Source organism: Acidovorax sp. SRB_14 (assembly GCF_012932145.1).
Classification (GTDB): domain Bacteria; phylum Pseudomonadota; class Gammaproteobacteria; order Burkholderiales; family Burkholderiaceae_C; genus Simplicispira.
Genome location: NZ_MWOK01000016.1, coordinates 55744 through 71980, shown reverse-complemented (window position 1 = coordinate 71980; position 16237 = coordinate 55744). Strand labels below are relative to the sequence as shown.

The following is a 16237-nucleotide window of genomic DNA, read 5'->3' as shown; positions in this document are numbered from 1 at the left end:
ATGCGTGGTATCGCAGATCACGGCGCATTCGGCGCCGCCATTGTGTTGTGCGCGCCAGTCTCGCCCTCGCCCGTGCGCTCGAAAAAACGGCGGACCCGTTGCTGACCGGCTGCAGTCTCCCACCCCATAACTTTCGGGATCCCATGGCTAAAATTTTCTGTGTTGCCAACCAAAAGGGCGGCGTCGGCAAAACCACCACCGCGGTGAACCTGGCCGCCGGCCTGGCCAGCATCGGCCAGCGCGTGCTGATGGTCGACCTCGATCCGCAGGGCAACGCGACCATGGGCTCGGGCGTCGACAAGCGCCAGCTGGCCCTGTCGGTGTACGACGTGCTGATCGAATCGGCGTCGGTGCGCGAGGCCGCCGTGTTGGCCGAAAAATGCGGCTACCACGTGCTCGGCGCCAACCGCGAGCTCGCCGGTGCCGAGATCGAGCTGGTGGCGCTGGAGCGCCGCGAGATGCGGCTCAAGGCCGCACTGGCCGAGGTCGATGGCGACTACGACTTCGTGCTGATCGACTGCCCGCCCTCACTGTCGATGCTCACGCTCAACGGCCTGTGCGCCGCGCACGGTGTCGTCGTGCCCATGCAGTGCGAATATTTCGCGCTCGAAGGCGTGACCGACCTGGTGCACACCATCAAGCAGGTGCATGCCAACCTCAACCCCGACCTGCAGATCATTGGCCTGCTGCGCGTCATGTTCGACTCGCGCATCACGCTGCAGCAGCAGGTCAGCGAGCAGCTCAAGGGCCACTTCGGCGACAAGGTGTTCGACACCGTGATTCCGCGCAACGTGCGCCTGGCCGAGGCCCCCAGCTACGGCCTGCCCGGCGTGGTATTCGACCCCTCGGCCAAAGGCAGCCAGGCTTTTGTGGCGTTCGCCCAGGAGATGGTGGCACGCGTGCCCGCGATGGCGCAGAAAGCCGCCGGGCGCGCCCGCGCGTCCAATGAGAAAAAGGCTTCAAATGCTTGATGTGCAAGCGTTTGAAGCTATCAAAACAATAGTGCATTGGCTGTGAATCCTTCCCATGTCCTGTCCCTTCCCGGCTGGCAAAGCTCGGGCCCGGACCATTGGCAAAGCCGCTGGGAACGCCTGCACGGCTACCAGCGCGTCGAGCAGCACGAGTGGATGCGCCCGCTGCGCGGCGACTGGACGGCGCGGCTCGAAGAGGTCGTGCTGGACGCCGGTGCTCCGGTCGTGCTGGTGGCCCACAGCCTGGGCTGCATCCTGACCGCCTGGTGGGCCACGCATTCGAAGCACGCGCACCGCGTCAAGGGGGCGCTGCTGGTGGCGCCGGGCGATGTGGAGCGCGCCGACCTGCGCCCTCACCTGCCAGGCTGGGCGCCAGTGGCGCTGCAGCCGCTGCCCTTTCCTGCCGTGCTGGTCGGTAGCCACAACGACCCCTATTGCAGCCTGGGGCGCGCGCAGGCCCTGGCCGGCGCCTGGGGCGCGCGCTTCGTCGACTGCGGCGAGCGCGGCCATATCAATGCGGAATCGGGCCTGGGCGACTGGCCCGAAGGCCGTGCGCTGCTTGCAACCCTGATGAAAGACTGAACACCCTATGGCGACCAAGAAACCCAAGGGCCTGGGCCGCGGCCTGGAAGCATTGCTGGGCCCCAAGGCCGCAGACAGCGCGGCCACGCCGCCGGCCGAGGACGACGGCCTGCCGCACGCGCTGGCCCTGTCCGAGCTGGTGCCCGGCCAGTACCAGCCGCGCACGCGCATGGACGAGGGCGCGCTCTACGAGCTGGCCGAGAGCATCAAGGCCCAGGGCATCATGCAGCCCATCCTGGTGCGGCGCCTGGCCGAGGGCGAGCACGCCGGCCGCTATGAAATCATTGCCGGCGAGCGGCGCTTCCGGGCCGCGCGCATCGCCGGACTGGCCAGCGTGCCGGTGCTGGTGCGCGACGTGCCCAACGAGTCCGCCGCCGCCATGGCGTTGATCGAGAACATCCAGCGCGAAGACCTGAACCCGCTCGAAGAGGCGCAGGGCCTCTCGCGCCTGGTCAAGGAGTTCGGCCTCACGCACGAGCTGGCGGCGCAGGCCGTCGGCCGCTCGCGCAGCGCGGCGAGCAACCTGCTGCGCCTGCTGAACCTGGCCGATCCGGTGCAGACCATGCTCATGGCCGGCGACATCGACATGGGCCACGCGCGCGCGCTGCTCACGCTGGACCGCGCCACGCAGATCACCGCGGGCAACCAGATCGCCGCCAAGAAGCTGTCGGTGCGCGAGGCCGAGGCGCTGGTCAAGAGGATCGGCGCCGACTTCAGCCTGGTGCCGCAAAAGCCGCAGAAGGAAAAGTCGCGCGACATGAAGCGCGTCGAGGAAGAGCTGTCGGACCTGCTCATGGCCGAGGTCGAGGTGCGGGTCAAGAAGCGCGTCAAGCGCGGCGGTCGCATGGAAGACATGGGCGAGCTGGCGATCCAGTTTGGCTCGCTCGACGCGCTCAATGGCCTGATCGACCGGCTGCGCGGCTGATTCCATTTCTAGATCCAACGGGAACTTTGTCGGATTACCTTGCCGTGCTACCGCACTGTCTGGGCAGTCCTTCGCGTTCACGCTGGATTGAGAAATGAAATAAATACATCGCCGCCATGGTGCTGCGCCTGCCCTGGCCGTTGCCCGCGCTGCTGGTGTGGGCCGCCGCCTGGCTGGTGTTTGCCGGCCTGCAGCGCGCGCTGCCTGCGCCCTGGGCGCTGCTGCTGGCCTGTGCGCTGGGCACGGCGGCCAGTCGGCTGGGGCGCGGCTGGTGGCGCCGGGGGCTGATCGCCGCGGGCTTTCCGCTGTCGCTGCTGGCCAGCGGCGCAGCCTGCGTGCCGGCGTGGGCCTGGCTGGTGCCGCTGGCGCTGCTGCTGCTGGTGTACCCGCTCAATGCCTGGCGCGACGCGCCGCTGTTCCCGACCCCGCGCAAGGCCCTGGATGCGCTCGCCGCGCTCGCGCCCCTGGCGCCGCAGGACCGCGTGCTCGACGCCGGCTGCGGCCTGGGCGACGGGCTGGTGGCGTTGCGCCGTGCTTATCCGCAGGCCCGCATCGAAGGCGTGGAGTGGAGCGCTGCCCTGCGCCTGCTGTGCGCGCTGCGCTGCCCCTGGGCGCGCGTGCGCCGCGGCGACATGTGGCGCGCCGACTGGAGCGGCTACCAGCTCGTCTACCTGTTCCAGCGTCCCGAAAGCATGGCGCGCGCCGTGGATAAGGCGCGCGCCGAGCTGGACCCCGGGGCGTACTTGGTGAGCCTGGAATTTCCCTTGCCCGGTGTCCCGGCCCAGGCGCGGCTGCAGGTGGCTGGCCGCCGCGGTGCGTGGGTGTACCGCATGCCCGAGGCCGCCACGCGCGCCTGAAGCCGGCCGCGTCCTGTGGCGGCAGGGTGGCATGCGGCAAGAGTATTGACCAAGCGCATTACTCTGTCTTCACGTTTTGATACATTTGCGGCTGTATTTTTACAATACCAGCCAAGAAACCGGATGCGGGAGGGTGGGTCGGACCGCAGGTGCCAGGGGCGCAGGCCCGCGTCCGCTTTTTCCTTGTCCTGTGGCGCCTGCGCGGCGCCACCGGGTCTTCTGGTGCCCTTCGAAGACCTCCAAGGAATGTTGATGAACCACCGGTTTTTTTCCCGTGCCCGTTTCTGGGGCCTGCTGGCGCTGAGCGTCGCGCTGACGGGCTGTGCCAGCCTGCAAAGCCACGACAAGCTGGCCTCGGACGTGCACAGCGCTGGACAGGCCCAGGGCATTCCTGCGGCGCTGGCGCGGCTGGAGTCGTCTGCCACCACCGAAAGCGACAAAACCGCGCTGCTCTACAACCTCGAGCGCGGCGAACTGCTGCGGCTGGACCGCCGCTACGAGGACAGCAACCACGCTTTCATGCTGGCCGACAACAAGGTCAAGGAATGGGAAGAGGCCGCCACCGGCAACCCGCAGAAGCTCATGGGCACCGTGGGCGCCTCGTTGATCAGCGAGCGCCTGAAGGTGTACGAAGGCCAGGACTACGAGAAGGTCTGGCTCACGACGCGCATGGCCCTCAACCGCGTGGCGCTGGGCGACTTTGACAACGCCCGCGTGGACATCAAGCGCACGCACGAGCGCGAAGCCGTCATTGCCGAGTTCCGGGCCAAGGAAACGCTGGCCGCCGAAGAGGAAGCCAAGTCCAAGGGCGCCGCGTCGGGCAGCAAGCAGATCAATGGCTACCCGGTCGAGACCCTCAACGACCCCGAGGTGCTGGCCCTGAAGAACGGCTACCAGAATGCGCTCAGCCACTACCTGGCCGGCTTCATGTACGAGGCCATGAACGAGCCCGGCCTGGCCGCGCCCGGCTACCGCAAGGCGATCGAGCTCAAGCCCGAGACCGGCGTGCTCGAAGAGGGCCTGCGCGGCCTCGACGACCGCAGCAGCTTCACCTGGAAGCGCCGCCAGCGCATGACAGACGTGCTGTTCGTGGTCGAGGCCGGCGACGCCCCGGCGCGCAAGCCCAAGGCCTTCACGCTGCCCGTGCCCACCGGCCGCGGCCTGGTGACGGCGAGCATTTCCTACCCGGTGATCGAGCCGTCGAGCGATCCGCTGCTGAGCCAGCTGTCGGTGGCGGGCTACGACCTGAAACTCGAAAAAGTGGTCGACCTCAATGCCATGGCGCGCCGCGCGCTCAAGGACGAGATGCCCGGCATGGTGCTGCGCGGCTTCACGCGCGCCGTGGCCAAGGGCGTGCTGCAGGACCAGCTGCAAAAGAACGCGGGCCTGCTGGGCGGTTTGATTGGCGCCGTGGCGTCCGCCGCCACAGAGCAGGCCGACGACCGCATGTGGCGCATGCTGCCCGGCCGCGTCTATGTGGCGCGCGGCTACCTGCCGCCGGGCGAGCACCGCATCACCATCAATGGCCGTGCGCTGGAGCAGCCGGTCAAGGTCGATGGCCAGTACGCCCTGGTGCCGCTGCGCTTCTACCACAGCAGCGTGCTGACCGGCGAGGTCGCCACGCTGGGCCAGCTCGCGGCCGTGGCCGCCGAGCCGCCCCCGCCGGCCGCGCCAGCCGCCGTGGCTCCCACCGCCAAGCCCCAGCCTGCGGCCGCGCGCCCGGCGCGCGCGCAGGCCAAGCCGGCCGTCCAGGCCCGTGCCCATTGACACCCGTTGAGTCCCCGAAGGAGTTTTTCGCATGACCCCCCGCCACCCCCTTGCCGCCGCCTGCCTGGCCCTTCTGGCCGTGGCCGGCAGCGCGCAGGCGCAACAGCACGACCCCGCCACGCCACCGGCGGTGGCCTCCAAGATCGCCCTGCGCGGCGAAGCCGAGGGCCTGGCCGTGCGCGAGATGCGCGTTGTGCGCAAGAACGACGTGCTCATCGTGCAGGCCGACCTGGCCAACACGGGGCGCAGCGACCGCACCGTGTTCTACCGCTTCAAATGGCTCGATGCCGTGGGCAACCAGGTCGGCGACGGCGAATCGTGGAAGCAGCTCGGCGTGCAGGGCCTGGGCCAGCACACCGTCAAGAGCGTGGCGCCGACGGGCGCCGCGGTCGACTTCCGTCTTGAAATGAACGTGGAGGCGCGCTGAAGCCGCGCTAAAGGAAAAACCGATGCACACCGTACCGCGCAAAGCGCTGCTCCTGGCCCTGGCGGCCAGCACCCTGGCCCTGGCGGGCTGCCAGAGCCTTTCGTCCCCCGTCGTGCGTTTTGACCGCCAGGTCAACTACGGCGATGCCAAGGCGGTCGAGCTGGTGACCAACGAATTCGGCTCCACCGACCTGCAGATGATTGCCGAGAAGATGACCGGCGGCCTGCTCGAGACCGGCATCTTCCAGGGCCGCCCCACGGTGACGATCTCCACCGTCAAGAACAAGACCAGCGAGTACATCGACACCACCAACGTCATGAACTCGATCCAGACGGCGCTGGTCAAGTCGGGCAAGGTGCGTTTCACGCGCTCGATCGGCGAGATGCAGCAGGGCGTGGACGAGCTGCAGCGCCAGAACCAGAGCGGCCTGTACAAGCAGAACACCACCGCCAAGGTGGGCCAGATGACGGCGGCCAAGTACCAGCTCGAAGGCGAGCTGACCAGCATCGTCAAGCAGAACAACACGACCAAGGACGTGTTCTACAAGTTCACGCTCAAGATGTTCGACGTGCAGGAAGGCACGATCGAATGGGCGGACGAAAAAGAAATTCGCAAGACCAGCAAGCGCTGAAGGGGCCACGATGCAACGCAGAACCACCCTGGCCGCCGCGCTGGCGGCCGCCGCGCTCGCCTGGAGCGGCGCGGCCCCCGCGCAGAACCCGCCCCGCATCGCCGTGACCGACCTGGCCTATGCCCAGCAGGTGTCCGAGTACTTCGAGGCCGGCACCTACCAGCGAAGCAGCCAGATGAGCGCCCGCGGCTCCGCCAGCCATGGGCTGTACGGCGGCTCGGGCAGCCATTCGATGCAGGCCTCCGCGCAGGCCAGTGGCACCTATGTCGCGGGCCGCTACAGCTACATCGAGCAGCGCGAGCTCGGTGCCTACACCAACGACATCAAGGGCGCGCTGCTGCGCGGCACCACGTTCCGCCTCGTGCAGGGCAAGGGCTTCGATGCCGGCGCCCCACAGCCGAGCAAGGCCGAGCAGGTGCTCCACCAGGTGCAGGGCGGCAAGATGGTCCCACCCGTGCGCCAGCCCCAGGTGAACGACATCATCGCGCGCATCAAGAAGGGCGAGTTCAACGGCGCCGACTACGTGCTGTTCGGCGTGGTCTCGAGCATCGCATTCTCCGACGCGCTCTCGCCACTGCAGGGCACCGCCAGCGCCACGCACCAGTACGGCCTCGACCTGCTGGCCGACTTCTCGCTGATCCACACCCGGACCTACGAGATCAAGGCGGCGTTTTCCGCGCAGGGCACCGGCAACGACACCAAGATCCTGTCCGGCCGCGGCGACATCGCTCCGCCCAACCGGGCCAAGGTCATGCGCGAGACCTCGCAAAGCCTGGCCCAGAGCGTGTTCCAGCAGCTCGGCGAGCAGCTCGGCGCCACCGACCCGGGCCTGGCGCGCGGCGTGCGCCCGGCCCTGGCCCTGCCGCTGCAGGGCGGCCAGCCGCTGGCCGCGCCGCAGCCGCAAGAACAGGTCCTCATCCTCAAGTGAGGGCGCGCCGCGCGGCCTCCGGTCGCTGCGCATGAGCCCCGTCCCCCGCACCCTTGCGGCCCGCTTTGCGCGGGCTGTCGGGCGCTGTGCAGGCCGGGGCGCGCTGGTGCTGGCCAGCGCCTGGCTGGCCGGCTGCGCCGCACCCGCCGGCCCGCCGCCGCTGCCTGGCGAGCGCGCAGGCTTTGCCGTGCGCCTCCTGCCGGCCGACCGGGGCCAGCACCTGCAGGTGCTGGAGCGCGCCGAGCGCGCTGCGCCCGCGCGCTACCGGGTGATCGTGGTGCCGGGCTCGGGCTGTGCTGGCATGGGGCCGGTGGCCGCGCGCTACTTTGCCGGCCTGCTGCATGCGCAGCTGCTGGTGCTGCACAAGCCGTGGATGGATGCCGACGCTGCCACCGCGCCGGGCGACTGTTCGGCCGACTTCGTGCGGGCCGATGCACTGGGCGCCTGGCGCGACCATGCGCGTGCCGCGCTGCGCGCCGACGCGGCCGCGCGCGCGGGAACCCCGCCGCTGCCGCAGCTGCTGGTCGGGATTTCGGAAGGGGCCGAACTGCTGCCCGCGCTCACGCCCGAGGTGCCGCATCTGGCGGGGCTGGTCTTGCTGGGCGCCAGCGGGCTGGACCCGCGAGACGCGGGCGCGCTGCAGGCCCAGCGCCACGGCGCGCTCGCGCGCTGGCAGGCACTGGGGCTGGCACAGGCGGGCGCGTGGCCCGATGGCAGGGTGCTGGAAGGCCGCAGCCTGCGCTATTGGCGCGACCTCTGGCACTGGCCGCTGGCCGGGCCGCTCAGCACCGGACCCTGGCCGCTGCTGCAGGTCTGGGGCGCCGACGATGCGCTGGTGCCGGCCGAAGCCTATGCGCGCTTTGCCGACCGGGCGCGCACCCGTGCCGCGCCGTACTGCGCTCGCAGCCTGGCGGGGGCCGACCACGGTCTGCAGGGCCCGGACCAGGACGGCGTGCAGCAGGTCTGGGCGTGGCTCGAGCAATGGGCCCGTGCACCCCTGGCGGGGTGGTGCGCCGCCGTGCCGCCGTAGTCCCGCGCGGCAGGGGGCGCCGCTTTACGTTACTTGGGGGTGTCCGCCACCGTCGGAGCTTCGCCCATCTTGCGCCGCACGACGACGGCCGATGCGATGCCGCCCAACAGCATGATGGCAATGCCGGTGATGCTCATCAGTCCATAGTCGGTGGTGAAGAGGTCGGTCAGCAGCTTCATGGGGGGTCCCTCCGTTCTTTTTAAAACCATAGTCAGGGTGTGGATTTTGGAGCGTGCCTCAAGCCGGGCGTTGACGCAAGTCAACGGGGCGGTCCCCGCGCACGGGCGCCCGCCGCACGGCATGGCGCGTCCTGCGGTCTGTGGGGCGCACGAGGCTGGGGCGGGAATATGAAATTGATAGCTGTCAGCGCTTTCTGGTAAAGGGCTGGAGGCCAATTTGGCTGGGGTGCACTCCCCGGGCTGCTGCGCGGAGGGGGCCTGGGCAGGGCTGCGCGGCAGCCTGGAGCGCGGCGGTGCCGACCGCGGGTTTTTCCCGGGGCGGGCGGCATGGGCCCGGGCCGGGGCCCAGGTCCTTTCTGGCGTGTTTTTCGAGAAACCGCTGCGCCGAATCGCAGACCTGAAACGACCGCCGCCGCCTGTCGGGCAGGGGCCTGCCCTGCCCATCTGCCTGAACGCGCCGGCGGGGCGCGCGCCTCAGGGCTGACGGCTGGCCTTGGCGACGTAGAGCGCCAGCGCGGCGATCTGCGCGTCGGTCAGGCTGGCCTTGAACGAGGGCATGCTGCCCAGGCCGTCGCGCAGCGCTTTCGTCACGCGCGCGGCGTCGGGCCGCAGTTCGTCGAGCACCGGGCCCACGGCGCCTTCGGCCCCCGCGTCCTTGAGCGTGTGGCAGACGGCGCAGGCGGGCGTGGAGGTGGTGAAGAGCTTCTTTCCCAGGGCCATCTGGGCGGCTTCGTCGGCGGCGCTCGTGGCCGTGCCGCAGAGGCCGGCGGCCAGCAGCAGCGCGGGCGCGGCCAGGGCGCGCAGGAAGCGGGCGGGGGTGTTGAAGAGCAGTGGCATGGTGTGGTTCCGATCCATAGGGGGGCAGCGCCGAGGGCGCAAAAGAAAACCCCCAGGCCCTGCGGCCTGGGGGCGGGGCGGGGCAGCGTCAGGCGGCGGTGACCTTGACCGCGTGGTCGGCCCAGCTGCTGTTGTTGTAGCCGCTCTGGTTCTCACCGCGCGTCTCGGGCTGGACGTTGCCGGCCGTGTCGGCGGCGCGGCTGGCCAGCGTGTGCGTGCCGGCCGGCAGCTTGGCCTGCAGCACGAACTGGCGCCAGGCGTACTTGCCCAGGTCGGGGCCGACAAAGCGCGCCGCCTGCCAGGTCTTGCCGCCATCGATCGACACCTCCACGCCCTTGACCGCGTGCAGGCCGCCGAAGGCCACACCGTGGATCTGCACGGGGGCGCCGGCCGCGATCTGGCCATCGTCGGGCAGCGGTCCGTTGATCCACGACTTGATGGACATCTCCTGCACCGAAGGCTGGCTCGGGTCGCCCTTGCCGCCCGGGGGCGTCATGCGGTAGCCGTGCGACATGATCTTGGCGTCGCTCTCCTGCGCCGTGAAGGCCAGCTGCCGGATGTACTTGATGTTGTTCACGCCGGTGTAGCCCGGCACGATCAGGCGCAGCGGGCCGCCATGGGCCAGCGGGATCGGGGCGCCGTTCATCTCCCAGGCCAGCAGCGCGTCCTGCATGGCGGCCGCGGGCACCGAGCGCTCGACGACGATGCTCTTGGGGTCGATGCCCTCGGGCAGCTTCTCGCCGCCCGTGCCGGTCATGAAGCGCATGCCATCGGCCACGCCGCCCAGGGCCTCGGCCACGGCGCGCACCGGCACGCCGCTCCAGACCACGCAGCCGGCCGCGCCCACGGTCCAGGGCGTGCCGCTGGGCTTGCTCGGGAAGAAGCCGCGGCCATTGCCCGAGCACTGCAGCACCATCGCGACGGTCTCCAGGCCCAGGGCCTTGAGTTCGCCCACGGTGAGCTTGCGCGGGCTCTTGACGCCGCTGACGCTGATCTCCCAGGCATCGCGGTTGGCCACGATGGCCGCGTCGGGCGCGGGCAGGTTGTTGCGGATGTAGAGCTGGTCGGTGGGCGTGATCACGCTGGTGCCGAACGCGCCGCGCCGGGTCTCCAGCGTGGTGCTGCTGTGCACGATGACGCTGCCGGCGTCCTTCCAGCCCAGGTAGGCCGGCAGGGGCTTGGCGGCGGCGGCTTGCGCCGCGGCGCCATTCGCCCAGGTGGCCAGGCCGGCGGCGGCGAGGGCGCTGGCCGTGCCGGTGAGCAGGCGGCGGCGGGGCAGGGAAGTGGGTTCAGAGTGCATGAAGTCTCCTGGGTTCTTCGGGGGGTGAGAAAGGGAAAACGGGGAGCGCCAAGCTAGGGCGGCGGCGCGGCCAAGGCGCCTTGCGCCACGGCCAGGGCCTTTTTCTTCTGCGCGACGAGCACCAGCGGCTTGCCGCCCTGCGAGGTCACGACCTGCCAGTACACATTGCCCCACCAGCCGCTGCCGTCCGGCAGCGACACCGCGTCGTCAAAGGCGAACACCGTCACCATGCCGCCTTTTTCAAAGAAGGTGGTGAGGTGGTAGGTCAGGTGCCCGTCGATGTCGCAGGGCCGCAGCAGCTGCGGGTAGCCGGGCAGGGCCTGCCGGTCGCCCAGCCCGAGGTGCTGCAGCAGCGGCGCGGCCTCCATGAAGGCGCCGCGCAGCGTGCGTTCGTAGTACTCGTGCTCGATGGCGCCGCGCACCAGCGCCGGCGGGCGCATGGCCAGCACCGCCGTGGCGCCGGTGGCCGTGAGCAGCAGCGCGGCCAAAGTGCGCTGCAGGCCCCGGCGCGCCAGCAGCGGCGTGTGGCGGAACAGATGTTGGGGCGGCTGGCCCGGGTCAAAGGCCAGCGCAAGTTCGGCGCGCGCGCGCAGGTCGAAGGCGGTGTCGGGAGGGCGTTGGTCGGGCATGTCAGACCTTGCGCAGCCGCGGGGCTGCGGGGGAGGGGGCGGCGGCCGCGCCCGTGGGGTGCAGCGCCGCACGCAGCGCCTCGCGGGCGCGCGAGAGGCGCGAGAGCACCGTGCCCGGCGCCACTTCCAGCGCCTGCGCCATCTGCGCCGTGGGCATGTCGTCGAAATAAAACAGCACCAGCACCTCGCGGTGGATGGGCGCGATGCGCGCCAGGGCCTTGACCACGTCGAGCTGGTCGTCGAGCGCGCCATCGGCCACCACGTCGCTGGCGTGCGGCAGGTCATCGTCGAGCGCCAGGTGGGGTGGCGCCATGTGGCGCAGGGCGTGGCGGCGCATGATCTGGAACAGCCAGGCGCGCGCCAGCGCCGGGTCGCGCAGCTGCTTGCGGTGCTTCCAGGCGCTGGTGAAACAGTCCTGCACCACGTCTTCAGCGACCGCGCGCGAGCCCATCAGCGCCCAGGCGCTGCGCAGCAAAAAGCGGTAGTGCTCGCGCACCCATTGGTTGTAGCGGGACTCCGCCGTTTGGATCATGTGCATAAGAGCGCAGGATGCCGGGCTTTATTCCTTCGGCCCTTGGAAGGCGTCTAGGTATTTACCCTTGTTTTTGTGGTGTGCCGGTGTTTATCCAGCGCTTCTGTGATGCCACGCAACCTGCGCAGGCGTGCTCTGCGGCAGGTGTTTTGGACGGGTGGTGTGCCTGCAGGCCCGGCACGTAGACCTGCCGCAGCGGCCGCGTGCAGGCCGCCCAGTGCGGGCGAGCCAGGGTTTTCCCATCTCCCTAAGATGGCGCCCATGACTACGCCCTCTCACCCTCCCGCGCCGGCCGCCGTGCCTCTGCGTCAGGACGCCCGCACCATCGGCCTCATCGGCCTGGCGCACGGCTCCTCGCATTTCTTCCACATGCTGCTGCCCCCGCTGTTTCCGTGGCTGATCGCCGAATTCGGTTTCAACTACTCGCAGCTCGGGCTGCTGGTGTCAGTATTTTTCGTCATCTCGGGCGTGGGCCAGGCGATGTCGGGCTTTCTGGTCGACCGCGTGGGCGCGCGCCCGGTTCTGTTCTTTGCGCTGTCGAGCTTTTCCGCCGCGGGCCTGGTGGCGGGCACGGCGCAGGGCTACACCGGCCTGGTGCTGGCGGCGGCGCTGGCCGGTCTGGGCAACGCGCCCTTCCATCCGGTGGACTTCACCATCCTGAACAAGCGCGTGTCGCCGCAGCGCCTGGGGCACGGCTTCTCGGTGCACGGCATCTCGGGCAACCTGGGCTGGGCGATGGCGCCGGTGTTCATGGCCGGCATCACCACGGCCACCGGCTCGTGGCGCACCGCCTGCCTGTGCGGTGCTGCGCTGGCGCTGGGGATGCTGGCCGTCATGGTGGCCAACCGCGACGCGCTCGACGACCGCCAGGGCGCCTGGGCGCACCAGGCCAAGGGCGGCGGCAGCGCCGTGGCGGATGAGCACCCGATGGCCTTTCTCAAGCTGCCCTCGGTGTGGCTGTGCTTTTCGTTCTTTTTCTGGAGCACCTGCGCCCTGAGCGCGATCCAGAGCTTCGCCAGCCCCGCGCTACAGACCATGCACGGACTGCCCCTGAGCGTGACGGCCATGGTGGTCACCGGCTACATGCTGTGCGGTGCGGCGGGCATGGTGGTGGGCGGCTTCCTGGTGGGCCGCGTGGTGCGCCTGGAAAAGGTGATCTCAGTGTGCCTGCTGGCCTCGGCGGCCTTGCTGGTGCTGGTCGGAACCGGCTGGCTGTCCGGCATGGCGGCGGTGGCGGTGGCTTCGGTGGCAGGCCTGGGCACCGGCCTGGCGGGGCCGTCGCGCGACATGCTCATCAAGCGCGCCAGCCCGCCCGGTGCGACGGGCCGCGTGTACGGCACGGTGTATTCTGGCCTGGACCTGGGCTTTTGCCTCGCCGCCCCCGTGTTTGGCGCCATGCTCGACCGGGGCATGACCTCGGGCATCTTCTACGGCTCTGCGCTCACGCTGGCCCTGAGCGTGGTGTCCGCGGCCCTGGTGGGCGTGGGCGTGGCCGCGCGGTCGCCGAGGCCCGCTGCGGTGGCGGCGTGAGCCGGCCGCAGGTCAGGGTCTGGGCGGGAACAGCGCCCGGATCTCGCGGTACTGCGCATCGGACACCGGAACGAAGCCGGTCATTCCCAGGTCCTTGAACATGCCTTGCAACGCGCTCACGTCGCCCAGAAAGACCTGCCGGATTTTGGCGGCCAGCGCCGGGCACAGTTGAGTGCGGTGCACGAAGGGGTCGTAGGGAATGGGGTTTGACTTCCACAGGGTGTGAAGGTCTTCCATGCGCAGCCTGCCACGGCGGACGGCTTCGTCCACCGAGGTGCTCGAAACAAAGGCGGCATCCACCAGGCCTTTTTGCACGGTGTCGATGGCGCGGTCGTGCGAGCCGGCGAAGGTGACGCGCTGGAAATAGCTGTCCAGGGGTGTTCCGGTCAACTGCTGGATGGCCTTGCGCGGCAACAACGCGCCCGAGGTGCTGGCCGGGTCGGTCAGGCTGAGCGTGGTCCCGCGCAGCCCCTCCAGGCTTGTCAGGCCCGCTGCGCGGCGCGTGATCAGCAGCGAGTAGTAGGACTTGGTGGAGTCGGTCGCCGGCCCCGCGCGCAGGCGAAACGAGGCGATGGGGGCGATATGGGCGCCGCGGTGCATCGCGATGGCATAAGAGGCCGGGCCGAGTTCGGCCAGGTCGATGCCGCCGGCCAGCAGGCCTTCGATGACCGCGCCGTACGAGGTGGCCGGAACCGTCTCGATGCGCCGGTCCAGGGCGATTTCCAGCTGTCGGATCAGGGGACGGTACTGGGCCAGCTGGGTCGTCGGGTCTTTCAGGGGAACCAGCGCCAGCCGCAGGGGGCGCGGATCTTCACAGGTGGCCGCCGGGGCGTGCAGCGCGACCACCGTGAGCGCCAAGCCGGCGCACAGGCTGCGAAAGGGGTTTTTCATGCCGGGGACATCGCGGGTTGCAGGAGGAATTCCCGGGCCGCATCGGCGGGAACGGGGCGGCTGAAAAAGTATCCCTGGACCTCGTCGCAACCGGCGGTCTTGAGGTGGATCAGCTGGTCGAGCCGCTCGACGCCTTCGGCCACCACGCGCATCTTGAGGTTGTGCGCCAGGGTGATGATGGAGGTGACGATGACCGCGTCGTCCGGGCTGTTGCGGATGTCGTTGATGAACGAGCGGTCGATCTTGATGCAGTGGATGGGAAGGGTGCGCACGTAGCCCAGGCTGGAAAATCCGCTGCCGAAGTCGTCCAGGGCGATGTGCACGCCCAGCTTCTCGAGCGCATCGAGCACCTTGACAGCGACGTCCATCGATTCGACGAGGCAGGTCTCGGTGATCTCCACTTCCAGCGATCCGGCCGCCACGCCGTGGGTGGCGAGCATGCCCGCAACGCGCAGGGGCAGCTCCTCGTCCAGCAGCTGCATGGCGGACACATTGAAGGCGATGGGCACCACCTTGAGCCCTTCGGCCTGCCAGCTTGCCAGTTGCTGGCAGCAGGCCTGCGCGACCCAGTTGCCCAGCTCAACGATGGCGCCCGTGCTCTCGGCCAGGGGGATGAAATCGTTCGGATAGATCAGGCCGAACTCCGGGTGCTGCCAGCGCACCAGCGCCTCGAACCCGACCAACTGGTAGTCGCAGAGGCGGACCTTGGGCTGGAAATGCAGCACCAGTTCATGCTCGGCAATGGCTTTGGGCAGGCGCTGTTCGAGGAAGCGCGCATCGGCCGGTTTGCGCACCGCGTCGTAGAAGGTGTACCTGCCGCGACCGGAGCGCTTGGACTGGTACATGGCGGCGTCGGCATGCCGGCTCAGGGCGCCGATGTCCTGGCCATCCCGGGGGAAGACGGCCACGCCGATGCTGGGGCTGGTCTGGATGGCGTGGCCGTCCAGGCCCTCGTAGGGCAGGCTGAGCTGTTCCACCAGCTTGCCGGCGACGGCGGCGATGTCGTCCATGCGCTCCAGGCCGGTCACCAGCACGGCGAACTCGTCCCCGCCCAGGCGCGCCACGAGGTCAGACTCCCGCAGGCCCGCGCGCAGCCGGGCCGAGACGGCCTGCAGCAGCAGGTCGCCGACATGGTGGCCCAGGGTGTCGTTGACGCTCTTGAAGCGGTCGAGATCCAGATACATCAGCGCATAGTGCCTGCGGTTGCGCTTGGCCTGCAGCAGGTGGCTGGCCAGCAGCTCGTTGAACATGCGCCGATTGGGCAGCCCGGTCAGATGGTCGTGGGCGGCCAGCATGACCGCGCGGCGCTTCTCCTCTTCCAGTTGGTCGATCAGCAGTTGGTTCTTCTCATTGGACCGGGCCAGGGCCTCCACCAGACCGCCCTGGCGCTGGATGCCGCGCGCCACCCAGAAGGTGACCGCGGCGAAGAAGGCCGTCAGCACGGCCAGACCGGCAAACAAGCGGGACCGGATGGCCGAGTGCGCGGTCAGAATCTCCTGCATGTCGCGGCTGACGACGACGGTGAACGGCCGGCTCTCGGGTTGCCGAAAACTGGAAAGGTACGTCCGCCCATCCTGGAACAGATCGCCCTGCAGCGCACCCGCATGGACGCCGGGCGGGAGTGACACACCCGCACGGCGGGCGCCGTTCTGCAGCACCAGACCCTCGGGGCGCGCCTCCGCCACGACCATGGCGTCGGCCGTCAGCACCTGGATCACGCCGGAGCGGCCCATGTCGATGTGCCGGTACAACTGCAGAAAGTAGCCGAGGTCGAGTACCACCAGCAGCACGCCGCGCGGGGTGTTGTGGTTGCCGTTCACCGGGATGAGGAGCGGGATCTGCCACGCGTGTTCACTCGATGGCGACAGGGGCGCGAGGCGCAGATGGTTGGTGCCTTCCTGCGCGGACGTGCTCAGCAACGCCCAGACGGCAGTGGTGAATTCGGGGCTGTCCTGCGCGGGGGACGAGGTGTAGACCCGCCGCGACGTTTGGTCGTACAGCGCGATGCGCAGAAAGATGCGGTCTGCGGCCGCCATCGACGACAGGTGGCCGAGGGTTTCCGCGGGGTTGCCATTGAACCAGCCCTCGGCGGCGATCGCCATCACCCGTCCGCGGTCCAGGATCTGGCCCAGGTTCTCGGAAATGATGTGGCTCAGGTTCTGCTGCTGTACGCTGGCGTTGGCACGGGTCAGCACTTTCTCTGCGTCCAGCCTCTGCCATG

Annotated in this window: 17 protein-coding genes; 10 read left to right on the top strand and 7 right to left on the bottom strand. The window is 69.5% G+C overall.

What is annotated here, in order from left to right; all coding sequences use genetic code 11:
- Positions 1-143 precede the first annotated feature (143 nt).
- The 9 genes from B2J86_RS13075 (at position 144) to B2J86_RS13035 (ending at position 8118) form a co-directional block, all read left to right on the top strand.
- A complete protein-coding gene (locus B2J86_RS13075) occupies positions 144-971 on the top strand; it encodes a ParA family protein (RefSeq protein WP_173025819.1) in 828 nt (275 codons plus the stop codon).
- Positions 972-1013: 42 nt separating this feature from the next.
- Complete coding sequence (locus tag B2J86_RS13070) at positions 1014-1553, top strand: alpha/beta fold hydrolase (RefSeq protein ID WP_173025818.1); 540 nt, start codon at positions 1014-1016, stop codon at positions 1551-1553.
- A gap of 7 nt (positions 1554-1560) precedes the next feature.
- Complete coding sequence (locus B2J86_RS13065) at positions 1561-2478, top strand: ParB/RepB/Spo0J family partition protein (protein WP_173025817.1); 918 nt, start codon at positions 1561-1563, stop codon at positions 2476-2478.
- Positions 2479-2594: 116 nt separating this feature from the next.
- A complete protein-coding gene (locus tag B2J86_RS13060) occupies positions 2595-3335 on the top strand; it encodes a trans-aconitate 2-methyltransferase (protein ID WP_173025816.1) in 741 nt (246 codons plus the stop codon).
- A gap of 252 nt (positions 3336-3587) precedes the next feature.
- Positions 3588-5102 (top strand): COG3014 family protein, encoded by a 1515-nt coding sequence (locus B2J86_RS13055; RefSeq protein WP_173025815.1) that lies wholly within the window; start codon positions 3588-3590, stop codon positions 5100-5102.
- 31 nt (positions 5103-5133) lie between these two features.
- Positions 5134-5529 carry a YcfL family protein gene (locus B2J86_RS13050; protein ID WP_169167884.1) on the top strand — a complete coding sequence of 132 codons (396 nt, stop codon included), beginning with the start codon at positions 5134-5136 and terminating at the stop codon, positions 5527-5529.
- A gap of 22 nt (positions 5530-5551) precedes the next feature.
- On the top strand, positions 5552-6160 hold the full coding sequence (gene lpoB, locus B2J86_RS13045; RefSeq protein ID WP_169637948.1) for a penicillin-binding protein activator LpoB: 609 nt from the start codon (positions 5552-5554) through the stop codon (positions 6158-6160).
- A 10-nt stretch (positions 6161-6170) separates the two neighbouring features.
- Complete coding sequence (locus B2J86_RS13040) at positions 6171-7088, top strand: hypothetical protein (RefSeq protein ID WP_173025814.1); 918 nt, start codon at positions 6171-6173, stop codon at positions 7086-7088.
- Between the two features lie 31 nt (positions 7089-7119).
- Complete coding sequence (locus B2J86_RS13035) at positions 7120-8118, top strand: alpha/beta hydrolase (protein ID WP_173025813.1); 999 nt, start codon at positions 7120-7122, stop codon at positions 8116-8118.
- Between the two features lie 29 nt (positions 8119-8147).
- Here the strand turns inward: B2J86_RS13035 and B2J86_RS13030 are convergent, their stop codons facing one another.
- From B2J86_RS13030 to B2J86_RS13010, 5 genes are all read right to left on the bottom strand, one after another.
- Positions 8148-8297 (bottom strand): DUF3149 domain-containing protein, encoded by a 150-nt coding sequence (locus tag B2J86_RS13030; RefSeq protein WP_169167888.1) that lies wholly within the window; start codon positions 8295-8297, stop codon positions 8148-8150.
- 474 nt (positions 8298-8771) lie between these two features.
- Entirely contained in the window at positions 8772-9134 is a 363-nt protein-coding gene (locus B2J86_RS13025) for a cytochrome c (RefSeq protein ID WP_173025812.1), read from the bottom strand.
- A gap of 88 nt (positions 9135-9222) precedes the next feature.
- Positions 9223-10434: a sulfite oxidase gene (locus B2J86_RS13020; RefSeq protein ID WP_173025811.1), complete on the bottom strand. Its 1212-nt coding sequence runs from the start codon at positions 10432-10434 to the stop codon at positions 9223-9225.
- A gap of 53 nt (positions 10435-10487) precedes the next feature.
- Positions 10488-11063: a hypothetical protein gene (locus B2J86_RS13015; protein ID WP_169167891.1), complete on the bottom strand. Its 576-nt coding sequence runs from the start codon at positions 11061-11063 to the stop codon at positions 10488-10490.
- Between the two features lies 1 nt (position 11064).
- Positions 11065-11595, bottom strand: coding sequence for an RNA polymerase sigma factor (locus B2J86_RS13010; protein WP_173025833.1), 531 nt, complete (start codon positions 11593-11595; stop codon positions 11065-11067).
- Between the two features lie 261 nt (positions 11596-11856).
- Here B2J86_RS13010 and B2J86_RS13005 point away from each other — a divergent pair, with 261 nt between their 5' ends.
- Complete coding sequence (locus B2J86_RS13005; RefSeq protein WP_173025810.1) at positions 11857-13125, top strand: MFS transporter; 1269 nt, start codon at positions 11857-11859, stop codon at positions 13123-13125.
- Between the two features lie 12 nt (positions 13126-13137).
- Here B2J86_RS13005 and B2J86_RS13000 read toward each other — a convergent pair whose 3' ends face one another.
- Entirely contained in the window at positions 13138-14016 is an 879-nt protein-coding gene (locus tag B2J86_RS13000; protein WP_173025809.1) for a phosphate/phosphite/phosphonate ABC transporter substrate-binding protein, read from the bottom strand.
- A complete protein-coding gene (locus B2J86_RS12995) occupies positions 14013-16211 on the bottom strand; it encodes a putative bifunctional diguanylate cyclase/phosphodiesterase (protein WP_371736522.1) in 2199 nt (732 codons plus the stop codon). Before B2J86_RS12995 ends, B2J86_RS13000 begins: the two co-directional genes overlap by 4 nt.
- Positions 16212-16237 lie beyond the last annotated feature (26 nt).

Coding starts and splice junctions, on each gene's coding strand:
- B2J86_RS13020 (WP_173025811.1), bottom strand. CDS start 10,434: ATGCACTCTGAACCCACTTCCCTGCCCCGCCGCCGCCTGCTCACCGGC.
- B2J86_RS13000 (WP_173025809.1), bottom strand. CDS start 14,016: ATGAAAAACCCCTTTCGCAGCCTGTGCGCCGGCTTGGCGCTCACGGTG.
- B2J86_RS13075 (WP_173025819.1), top strand. CDS start 144: ATGGCTAAAATTTTCTGTGTTGCCAACCAAAAGGGCGGCGTCGGCAAA.
- B2J86_RS13055 (WP_173025815.1), top strand. CDS start 3,588: ATGAACCACCGGTTTTTTTCCCGTGCCCGTTTCTGGGGCCTGCTGGCG.
- B2J86_RS13060 (WP_173025816.1), top strand. CDS start 2,595: ATGGTGCTGCGCCTGCCCTGGCCGTTGCCCGCGCTGCTGGTGTGGGCC.
- B2J86_RS13005 (WP_173025810.1), top strand. CDS start 11,857: ATGACTACGCCCTCTCACCCTCCCGCGCCGGCCGCCGTGCCTCTGCGT.
- B2J86_RS13035 (WP_173025813.1), top strand. CDS start 7,120: ATGAGCCCCGTCCCCCGCACCCTTGCGGCCCGCTTTGCGCGGGCTGTC.
- B2J86_RS13050 (WP_169167884.1), top strand. CDS start 5,134: ATGACCCCCCGCCACCCCCTTGCCGCCGCCTGCCTGGCCCTTCTGGCC.
- lpoB (WP_169637948.1), top strand. CDS start 5,552: ATGCACACCGTACCGCGCAAAGCGCTGCTCCTGGCCCTGGCGGCCAGC.
- B2J86_RS13065 (WP_173025817.1), top strand. CDS start 1,561: ATGGCGACCAAGAAACCCAAGGGCCTGGGCCGCGGCCTGGAAGCATTG.
- B2J86_RS13025 (WP_173025812.1), bottom strand. CDS start 9,134: ATGCCACTGCTCTTCAACACCCCCGCCCGCTTCCTGCGCGCCCTGGCC.
- B2J86_RS13015 (WP_169167891.1), bottom strand. CDS start 11,063: ATGCCCGACCAACGCCCTCCCGACACCGCCTTCGACCTGCGCGCGCGC.
- B2J86_RS13010 (WP_173025833.1), bottom strand. CDS start 11,595: ATGATCCAAACGGCGGAGTCCCGCTACAACCAATGGGTGCGCGAGCAC.
- B2J86_RS13040 (WP_173025814.1), top strand. CDS start 6,171: ATGCAACGCAGAACCACCCTGGCCGCCGCGCTGGCGGCCGCCGCGCTC.
- B2J86_RS13030 (WP_169167888.1), bottom strand. CDS start 8,297: ATGAAGCTGCTGACCGACCTCTTCACCACCGACTATGGACTGATGAGC.